The sequence below is a fragment of the Pseudomonas sp. 2822-17 genome (assembly GCF_002742485.1).
In the GTDB taxonomy this organism is placed as follows: domain Bacteria; phylum Pseudomonadota; class Gammaproteobacteria; order Pseudomonadales; family Pseudomonadaceae; genus Aquipseudomonas; species Aquipseudomonas cyclaminis.
In genome coordinates, this window is record NZ_LJRZ01000046.1 from 1 (window position 1) to 292 (window position 292).

Annotated in this window: 1 pseudogene; it reads left to right on the forward strand. The window is 34.2% G+C overall.

Annotation, left to right across the window (positions count from 1 at the left end):
- A pseudogene (locus AOA60_RS33185) lies at positions 1 to 292 on the forward strand (hypothetical protein); the annotation flags it as partial.

Here is a 292-nt window from a genome sequence, read left to right on the forward strand (position 1 = left end):
GGTACATTAATTGAAGCAGATGAAAGTGAAAAACTGAATAAACCAAAACTGACTCTAGTCCAAGCATGGATTCCATATTTGCTTGTTGGTTTCTTTCTTGTGTTAACTCGACTTGAGGTTTTACCAATCAAAGCATTTCTTCAAAGTATAAGTGTTGAATATAATCAAATACTCGGTTCCGATATACGCGCATCTATAGAACCATTCTACTTACCTGGTTTTGTGTTCATTCTTGTTGTTATTCTTACAGTGTTTATTCACAAGATGAGTTTTCCAAAAGCAATGCTAGCAT